The sequence below is a fragment of the Lachnospira sp. genome (genome assembly GCF_016290755.1).
Classification (GTDB): domain Bacteria; phylum Bacillota; class Clostridia; order Lachnospirales; family Lachnospiraceae; genus Lachnospira; species Lachnospira multipara.
The window spans coordinates 1-9,613 of record NZ_JAEEVD010000072.1; the positions used below are offsets into that span (position 1 = coordinate 1).

The 9,613-nt window shown below is 35.8% G+C and carries 10 protein-coding genes and 1 riboswitch; all 10 genes read left to right on the forward strand.

Translation table 11 applies throughout. The annotated features are described in order from the left end of the window. Window positions 1-142 precede the first annotated feature (142 nt). Window positions 143-604 (forward strand): IS200/IS605 family transposase, encoded by a 462-nt coding sequence (tnpA, locus tag QVA17_RS11660; RefSeq protein ID WP_287389090.1) that lies wholly within the window; start codon window positions 143-145, stop codon window positions 602-604. 888 nt (window positions 605-1,492) lie between these two features. Continuing rightward, window positions 1,493-1,930 (forward strand): LytTR family DNA-binding domain-containing protein, encoded by a 438-nt coding sequence (locus tag QVA17_RS11665; RefSeq protein ID WP_287389092.1) that lies wholly within the window; start codon window positions 1,493-1,495, stop codon window positions 1,928-1,930. Window positions 1,931-1,942: 12 nt separating this feature from the next. After that, window positions 1,943-2,377, forward strand: coding sequence for a DUF3021 domain-containing protein (locus QVA17_RS11670; protein ID WP_287389094.1), 435 nt, complete (start codon window positions 1,943-1,945; stop codon window positions 2,375-2,377). Between the two features lie 90 nt (window positions 2,378-2,467). Then, window positions 2,468-2,926, forward strand: a complete 459-nt coding sequence (locus tag QVA17_RS11675) for a low molecular weight protein-tyrosine-phosphatase (RefSeq protein WP_287389095.1) — start codon at window positions 2,468-2,470, stop codon at window positions 2,924-2,926. Window positions 2,927-3,087: 161 nt separating this feature from the next. Next, entirely contained in the window at window positions 3,088-4,470 is a 1,383-nt protein-coding gene (locus QVA17_RS11680; protein WP_287389097.1) for a DEAD/DEAH box helicase, read from the forward strand. Window positions 4,471-4,490: 20 nt separating this feature from the next. Next, window positions 4,491-5,411 (forward strand): YitT family protein, encoded by a 921-nt coding sequence (locus QVA17_RS11685; protein ID WP_330635210.1) that lies wholly within the window; start codon window positions 4,491-4,493, stop codon window positions 5,409-5,411. Between the two features lie 126 nt (window positions 5,412-5,537). Beyond that, the gene (locus tag QVA17_RS11690; protein WP_287389099.1) at window positions 5,538-5,804 is read left to right on the forward strand and encodes a hypothetical protein; all 267 of its coding nucleotides are present in this window, start codon (window positions 5,538-5,540) and stop codon (window positions 5,802-5,804) included. Between the two features lie 221 nt (window positions 5,805-6,025). Further along, the gene (locus QVA17_RS11695) at window positions 6,026-7,126 is read left to right on the forward strand and encodes an HD-GYP domain-containing protein (RefSeq protein WP_287389100.1); all 1,101 of its coding nucleotides are present in this window, start codon (window positions 6,026-6,028) and stop codon (window positions 7,124-7,126) included. Window positions 7,127-7,308: 182 nt separating this feature from the next. Beyond that, window positions 7,309-7,418: riboswitch (SAM riboswitch) on the forward strand. A gap of 122 nt (window positions 7,419-7,540) precedes the next feature. Then, window positions 7,541-8,716: a methionine adenosyltransferase gene (gene metK, locus QVA17_RS11700; RefSeq protein ID WP_287389102.1), complete on the forward strand. Its 1,176-nt coding sequence runs from the start codon at window positions 7,541-7,543 to the stop codon at window positions 8,714-8,716. A 264-nt stretch (window positions 8,717-8,980) separates the two neighbouring features. Beyond that, window positions 8,981-9,613 (forward strand): GIY-YIG nuclease family protein (locus QVA17_RS11705; protein WP_287389104.1); only part of this gene is annotated, 633 nt, incomplete at its 3' end.

The following is a 9,613-nucleotide window of genomic DNA, read 5'->3' on the forward strand; positions in this document are numbered from 1 at the left end:
GTCGGGCTCTTTTTTTGTAATAGCATAAAAATAAACCACCTGCAGGTGTGTTCCTAGACAGCTTTAGCTTCAAGAAAAAACCTCCAATGTTATAATAAGTGCTGGTTCGCCAACCGCACAATAACAAAGGAGGTATCCAAAAATGGATAAAAATAGTCTAGCACATACTAGGTGGGAATGTAAGTACCATATAGTATTTGCACCAAAGTATCGAAGAAAAATTATTTATAATCAGATTCGTGAAGATGTAGCTCATATATTAAGTGAATTATGCAAACGAAAAGGTATAGAAATAATAGAAGCTGAAGCATGCCCAGACCATATACATATGTTTGTGAGAATACCACCGAAGTATAGTGTGTTTGAGATTATGGGGTATTTAAAAGGAGAAAGTTCGCTGATGATTTTTGAAAGGCATGCAAATTTAAAGTACAAATATGGTAATAGGCATTTTTGGTGTAGAGGTTACTATGTTGATACAGTTGGAAAGAATGCAAAGAAAATCGAAGAGTATATTCGAAATCAATTAAAAGAAGATTTAGAGTATGACCAAATGACACTGAAAGAATATATCGACCCGTTCACGGGTGAGCCGGTGAAATAGGGCGTATAAAAGAGGCTCTTTAGAGCCAGCCATGTAAACGCAGTGCGGAAGGCGAATTATTCATAGCCTCTTTAGAGGCAAGCAGGGAACAGCGGCTTATAGCCGCAGAGGAAACCACCGGCTAAGCCGGTGGTAATGATTTGCAACTTTAGGCGTATCCCATTATGTTATTTTTAAGTGAAACGTCGGATTATCTGCACATTGTAGACACTCCGCCGTTTCTTACAGAATGCAGTATTTATGAGGACTCCAGGGTTATGAAGCTTCGTTCGGAATGCCCGTGAAGGGGTATTGTGAGATGATTGTAAAATAACGCGTTCAAGATTATTGTTATCACATGGTGGACAAGGTCGTTGAATTGCAGCGGAATGCTGATTTTATAAGGGATTTTGTATATGCGATGTCTCGTAATCTATCATGATTTGGGCATACTGGCAGTCGCTGAAAAAGATAAGTGATTAGATTCTCTGGTTAACATGATTCTTGAACGCGGATTAGTTGAAAATCATTACAAATACATGCGATAATCAGTTGTGTTAAAAATTGGAGACGCAAAATGGCTTTTATTTACGATTTACTACAATGGACATGGGGATTAATGTTGTTTAGTGAATATGAAGGATAGTTTTTTCTATGGGCTAAATAAATGGTATATCTATAAAAGGTGTCTACTTTTATAAGTATAATGCAATATGAAACGCAGTACTTATTAAGGACAGAAACTGACAGGATGGCACTTATAAGATGGGAAGAAGATTGACTTTAGGTTTTATTTACGATGATAAATTAACATTTCACCTTCTGTTTTTTGCCATTTACATCAAATGTCAGGACAGAACACTCGATATATTGTATGATTACATCATCAAAGATAAGGGAGGCCGAAGTATGAAGGTAAGTGTTGATATTTCTGCAGAATATAAGGAGTCATATGCAGTAATCTACACCGATAAGGTAACAGAAGAAATCCAGCGAATGCTTGACATATTCAGCACAAGCGAGACTCCCATAACTGCTCTGCAGAATGAAGAGAATCTTATCGTTCTGCAGCCTAAAGAAATATACATGGTCAGAGTGGAGGATGGAGATACGATTATTTATGGTGAAAATCAAAAATATCGTTCCAGGAAACGACTCTATGAGATTGGCCAGCAATTAGGAAAACAGTTCATTCAGATATCAAAATCCACACTGATTAATCTGTCTTACATGGACAGCATTGAGCCGGGATTCAGCGGAACGCTTTTGCTTCAGCTGAAGAATGGATGTAAGGATTATGTCTCAAGAACATATCTGCCGGAGTTCAAAAAATATCTTGGATTATAGGAGGCGAAAGCAATGAAAGAGACAATAAAAGATTTAGCAAAGAGCACGGTAATCAGTATTGGAATGGCAATGTCTATTTTTTGCCTGGTTGGGATTGTATTTGATATAGGGTATAAAGGAAACTTCAGCCTTGAGAATTACAGATTTACAAAGATGGTCATCGGTTGTGTTCTGGTTGGTCTTGGATTTGGAGTTCCGACTATCGTGTATAGGAAGGAAAGCCTGCCCGTGCCGATTAGAGTGTTGATACACATGGGAATTGGTTGCGTGATTTACACAATCGTTGCCTATGCAGTAGGATGGATAGGTGGGTCTGCAACCATCGGTCAGGGAATTATAATTGTGGCGATTCAGCTGGCTGTTGCGTTTTTTATCTGGTTCCTTTTCATGAGATGTTATCGTGCAGAAGCCAAGAAGATGAATGATAAGATACAGGCAATGAAGTAGGAAGAATAACAAATTTTAAGTAAAATTGCACAAAGGTCGAAAAGTCAGGATTTACAAGGCTTTGAGAAGATTTGAGGAGATAAAATCAGTATGATAAAGGTGTTATTCATCTGCCATGGCAATATCTGCCGTTCGCCTATGGCAGAATTTATTTTAAAAGATATGGTAGAAAAACAGGGAAGGGCTGATGAGTTTTACATAGAATCAGCAGCAACTTCAACAGAAGAAATTTGGCATGGAGTGGGAAATCCAGTTTATCCTCCTGCTAGAGATATACTTGCAAAGCATGGAATTTCTTGTGAAGGGAAAAGAGCTAGACAAGTTAAGTATGAGGATTATGATAAGTTTGACTTACTCATTGCAATGGATTCTAATAATATTAGAAATCTAAGGAAACTAATTCCGGAAGATACTAAAGGTAAAGTTCATTTAATGATGGAATATGCAGGCCAAAAAAGAGACGTTGCTGACCCTTGGTATACAGGAAACTTTCAAAAAACCTGGGATGATATTTACTTAGCCTGTGGGCAACTTTTGGAAAATTTATAAAATCTTTAGAGATTAATTAAATATATGTTTTGTAATTTTTATGAAAGCACTGTATAATTGAGGGGTTGCTCTTAGAGACACGTGCAAATGAAAGTGAAATAGACCTAGACTGATCGCACTATTTATGAGCTGATCAGTCTTTTTTAGAAAGAGAGAAAGTATTGAAATTTAAAGAATTTGGAATTAAGAAAGATATTTTAAATGCCATTAGAAAAGCAGGTTATGAAGAAGCTACTCCTATTCAGGAGAAGGCAATTCCTGTGATTATGGAAGGCAGTGACGTTATAGGATTAGCACAGACAGGTACAGGAAAAACAGCTGCATTTGCTTTGCCAATCCTTAATTCTATCGAATTTAGAAAAAGAGCAAGAGTTAGAGCGCTTATTCTTACACCAACAAGAGAATTAGCAATCCAGACTTTTGAAAATTTTAAAAAGTACGGAAGATACATGGATTTAAAGACAGTATGTCTTTATGGAGGTGCTAAAAAAGGCAATCAGTTAGCACAGTTAAAGCGTGGGGCAGATATTATTGTTGCTACACCAGGTCGTTTAATTGACCTTTATAACGAAGGGGTGCTAGATTTTAAATCCGTAGATTATTTCGTATTAGATGAAGCTGATAGAATGCTTGATATGGGCTTTGTGCCAGATGTTAGAAAGATTAATTCACTTTTACCTGAATGGCGCCAGATGATTATGTTTTCAGCAACAATGGATAAGGCAGTGGAAGATTTGGCTAATCAGATGCTTAAAGACCCAGTTCGTATTCAGGTTGCAGCACAAAACGATGCAGCTGAAACAGTTGACCAGCGCTTAATCTACACAAAGGGCGAGCTTAAAGACACAATCATTATTCAGTTTTTACAAAATGAAATCAAGAACCCGGAAAATCTTTCGCTACCACGTAAAGATAGAAAGAACGCAATCGTATTTACCAGAACTAAGAAGGGTGCAGATAGACTTCATAAGGCCTTAGTTAAGGCAGGATTACTTGCAGTATCAATTCACGGAGATAAGACTCAGGGCCAAAGAAAAGATGCCCTTGATAGATTCCGTTCAGGTCAGGTTCAGATTCTTGTGGCTACAGATGTTGCAGCAAGAGGACTTGATATCCCTAAGTTAAATTATGTATTTAACTATGATTTACCTGAAGAGTCCGACAATTACGTTCATAGAATTGGTAGAACAGGACGTGCCGGCGAATCAGGAATTGCCTACACACTTTGCTGTGAGGATGAGTTACATTTGCTTTATGAAATTGAAAAGCTCATGGGCAAGGAAATTCCAGAGGCAAGCACAGAATGGTCCCTTGAATTAGATAGAACAAAGTTTAAGCGCCATAATAAGCGTAATAATTATAGAAGAAACTTTGCTAGAAGAAGCTACGGCGATAACAAGAATAGACCTAGAAGAAACGACAAGCACAGAGATAACCGTAATAATGATAATCACAGAGCTAATCGTCACAATGACAATAATAGAGATAATAAGCATAGTCGCAATCATAGAGACAATAGAGATAACAGAAATAAAAATAATTAAATAAAGCTAGAGGAGTTATCATGAACAAGCTTAAAAGTTTTAAGATTTTACCAAACTACAATTCTGTAGGAGAGTGTATTAAAGACTTAATTTACATGGCTTTTGCCACATTTATTATAGCCTTTGCAGTTTATTTTTTTATGGAGCCATCTAACACAGCAATTTCTAGTGTTTCGGCCTTAGCTATTGTTTTGGCAAATGTATTGCCACTTACAGTTTCGCAATTAACCTTTATTATGAACATCCTTTTATTAATAGTAGGTTTTGCCCTTTTTGGCTCAGAATTTGGCTTTAAGACAATTTATACATCTCTTTTGCTTCCAGTATTTTTAGGAGTTTTTGAAAATGTATATCCTAACAACCTATCACTTACAAACGATGCATTTCTAGACGTTATACTTTATGTATGTCTAGTAAGCCTTGGATGCGCTTTATTATTTAATGATAATGCAAGTTCAGGAGGAATGGATATTGTTGCTAAGGTACTTAATAAATATTTCCATTTAGAGCTTGGTCAGGGAATGGCCCTTGCAGGAATTTTAATTGCCTGCTCGACTATATTTTTCTATGATGCAAAGTCAGTGATTTTATCACTTTTTGGAACTTACATCAATGGTATTGTCCTAGACCATTTCATCTTTGGACAAAACATTAAGAAGAGAGTTTGTATCATTACTGAAAAAGAAGAACTTATTAGAAACTACATTTTACATGGCTTACACAGTGGCGCTACAATCTATCAGGCAATTGGCGCCTATGATATGGTAGCAAGACAAGAAATTATCTGTATTGTTACAAAGCAGGAATATCAAAAGCTTATGCGTTATGTTGAGGAAGTTGATCCTAAGGCTTTTGTAACAGTTTATACAGTTTCAGAGATTAGATATATTCCAAAATTAATCAAAGATAAGCCACTACATGCGAAAGATAAGATCGCATAAACTAAACTTAATAGAGTAGTTTATATTGACCTCCAAATAAATTTTTAAAAAATTTTTATTTGGGGGTTAATTTTTTTATATTAGTTCCGATAAAGAAAATACAAGGAAGAATTGGAGGTTTTAAAAATGGGATTATTTAAGATTCTTAGCGAAGATTATAATTACTACGAAGATGATGAGAAAAGACCTACAATTGAAGAAAGATTAGAGGCTGTAAAAAAGGATGTTATAGCCCTTTTTATAGGAATAGCTGCTCTTATTGCCATTGTATTTTTCGTAAATGAAAGAAACATAAATCAAGATAGAGCAACAAATGGAATCAACGAAGTGGACAATGTTCCAGCGGTTGAGGTGGTTATGCCAACTGAAATGGACAGCATTGGCTTAACATAAATTTAGTTCTTAAGGATAGGGACTAAACGGGAGAAGTATTTAAAAGAACCTTAAGGAGAACGTAGGACGCGGAGAGCGTTATACAATAGCTGCTGAGAGGTTCTTTTTTTATGCAAAGATATATTCTAAAACTATCAATAATTAAGTATAAAAGTTGACATAAGATAATTTAAAGTTTATAATTATACCATAGTTTTATTAGTATTAATGGAGTGCACAATATGGAAGAGGCCGTAATATTTATATTTGACGCAGAAGTAGGAATGACGCTTGCTAAAGACGTTATTACACCTGATGGACATCTTCTAGTAAAGAAGGGTTCGGTACTAAATTGGGACCTTATTTCAACTATTTCAAATCATCATATACTTGAGATTAAGGTTTACGTTGACAATGAGTCCACTAACGAGGACGTACCATTTTTACAAGAATCAGGAGAAACCGTTAAATATTACGACAAGGTAAGAGAGTCTGAAGCTTTTCAGAAATTCGAGGCGGAATTTATACATTCAGTTTCGGAGGTTAAGGAAGAGCTTGAAAATGTAATCAATTTCAACAAGTCCATCGATACAGCCAAATTATTAGAGGGTCCGTTAAAACTCCTTAAGACCACTCCTAATAATTTGCAGCTACTGGATATGATTCATAGTATCAGGCAGTACGATGACCTTACTTATGTCCACAGTGTAAGCGTTGCCCTTTTAGCATCAACTATTGGCAGGTGGCTAAATTATAATGAAGAAAAGATTCGTTTATTAGCCCTTGCAGGAATTGTTCATGATGTGGGTAAATTAAATATTCCAATTGAGATATTAACTAAGCCTAGTAGATTGACGGATAATGAATATACCATTATGAAAAGACACGTCAATTTAGGTTACGAGGCCTTAAAGGATCAGAATATCGACCAAAGAATTAAGGAAGCCTGCCTTTTACATCATGAAAGATGTGATGGCAGCGGCTATCCCTTTGGACTAAAGGATGACATGATTTCTATGGAGGCAAAGATTATAACCGTGGCAGATGTATATGATGCTATGACAGCTAATAGAGTTTATAGAAAGGCTATCTGTCCTTTCACTGTTGTAGATATTATGTATAAAGATTCCTTTAGCAAATATGACCCAACGGTAGCTATTACATTTTTAAGAAACATAGTTACTTCCTATATACATACAGATGTGAGACTGTCAGATGGCAGTGCCGGAAAGGTAATTTTGGTTAATGAAAATGACCTCTCAAGGCCGACAGTCTTAGTGGGGAAAAGGTTGATAGATTTATCTAGAGAGCCAAATCTAGAAATCGTGGCCTTAATTAATTAGCTTTATAACTTCCTTCTTCATTTTTACCCAGAGTGGTGTATGCTGCTCTGGGGTTTTAAAAATGTTACTAGGATTTAAAAATATTAACATAAATTTAGTCTTGACGAATAAGATTACATATATTATCATGCTATTACGATAGAGAACTATCGATTTGTGCGTTAATTGAATATTGATTATATCCCTTATTTAGAGTGGTGGAGGTACATAGGACCGATGAAACCCAGCAACCCCTTTAACATTGATTAGAGGAAGGTGCCAACCTGAGCGAGAGAATTTCGAACAATAAGAGGAGTCTGAATTTATTTAGAGTCCCTTAAGGGACTTATTTTTTTGCAGTTCGCTATTTTTAGATATAAAAAATATTCACGAGATGATAACAATTGTTCAAGATCGAAAGGAGAATCCAAGACAATGGAAAAAAGATTATTCACTTCAGAATCAGTAACAGAAGGTCATCCAGATAAAATCTGTGATCAGGTTTCAGATGCAGTTTTAGATGCATTATTTGAGCAGGATCCATACTCAAGAGTAGCTTGTGAGACACTTACTAACACAGGTTTTGTTATGGTTATGGGAGAAGTAACAACTAAGGCTAATGTTGATATTCCTTCAATCGTTAGAAAGACAGTAACAGATATCGGATACGATTCATCTGATAAGGGCTTTGATGGTAATACATGTGCAGTTATGGTTGCACTTGATAAGCAGTCAGCAGATATTGCTATGGGTGTTGATAATGCTATTGAAACAAGAGATGGCAAGGACGATTTAGAGACAGGTGCTGGTGACCAGGGTATGATGTTTGGTTATGCAACTAATGAAACACCTGAATTCATGCCATACTCAGCAAACTTAGCTCAGAAGCTTTCTTTACAGTTAACTAAGGTTCGTAAGGATGGCACACTTAGCTATTTAAGACCAGATGGTAAGACTCAGGTTACAGTAGAATATGATGAGAACGACAAGCCAGTAAGACTTGATGCTATCGTAGTTTCAAGCCAGCATGCTGCAGATGTAACTCAGGATCAGATTCATGCTGATATTAAGAAGTATGTAATTGATGCAATCGTTGATCCTAAGATGATTGATGAGAACACTAAGATTTACATCAACCCAACAGGACGTTTTGTAATTGGCGGACCAAACGGTGACTCAGGCCTTACAGGACGTAAGATTATTGTAGATACTTACGGTGGAGCAGCAAGACACGGTGGTGGTGCTTTCTCAGGTAAGGATTGTACAAAGGTTGACCGTTCAGCAGCTTATGCAGCAAGATATGTTGCTAAGAACATCGTTGCTGCAGGTCTTGCAGACAGATGTGAAATCCAGTTATCATACGCAATTGGTGTTGCAACTCCAACATCAGTTAGAGTAGATACATTTGGAACAGGTAAGCTCTCAGAAGATAAGTTAGTTGAAATCGTAAGAGAAAACTTCGATTTAAGACCAAATGGTATTATAAAGATGTTAGACCTTAGAAGACCAATTTATAAGCAGACAGCAGCTTATGGTCATTTTGGTAGAACAGATGTAGATTTACCTTGGGAGCATCTTGATAAGGTTGAAACTCTTAAGAGCTATTTATAGGAAAATCTACTACTAAAGCGAGTTTATAAATAAGACATAGTAAAAAGGATATGCAATAGGGAATGGACTTAATTCCATTCTCTAAGGCATATCCTTTTTTATAGGTATCAAGATGTATAGAATTATTTCACAATTTATATAGTTGTGAAATAAAGATAAAAAATAATTGTATCCAATTGATGATTAAAAATTACAAGGATATAATAAAAATAAGAATGAAAATGGTGCTATTTTAGCAAGTAAGTTTATTGATAGGAAAAAAATATGTTTGATTTAGAAGAAGAATTAAAGAAACTTCCAGCTAAGCCTGGAGTATATATAATGCATGATAAATTCGACAATATTATATATGTTGGCAAGGCCAAGATTTTAAAGAACAGGGTGCGACAATATTTTCAAAGTCACAGAAATCACTCTCCAAAGATTATTCAGATGGTGTCTCGTGTGGCTTACTTTGAGTACATAATTACAGATTCAGAGCTTGAAGCTCTTGTTTTAGAGAATAATCTTATTAAGGAACATAGACCTAAATACAATACAATGCTTAAGGATGATAAGACCTATCCTTTTATTAAAATTACTGTAAATGAGGCCTTCCCAAGGGTTCTTTTTTCTAGAACTATGAAGCATGGTACAGGAAAATATTTTGGCCCATATACTTCATCGGCAGCAGTTAAAGATACTATCGAACTTTTGACTAAGCTTTATAAGGTTAGAACCTGTAATAGAAAGTTGCCAGCAGATATTGGCAAGGAAAGACCTTGTCTTAATTATCATATCGGACAGTGCGATGCCCCATGTCAGGGCTACATTTCTATGGAAGAGTATCGTAAAAGAATTGATGATGTAATAAGTTTCTTAAATGGAAATTACTCAGATATTATGGATTCTTTAAAT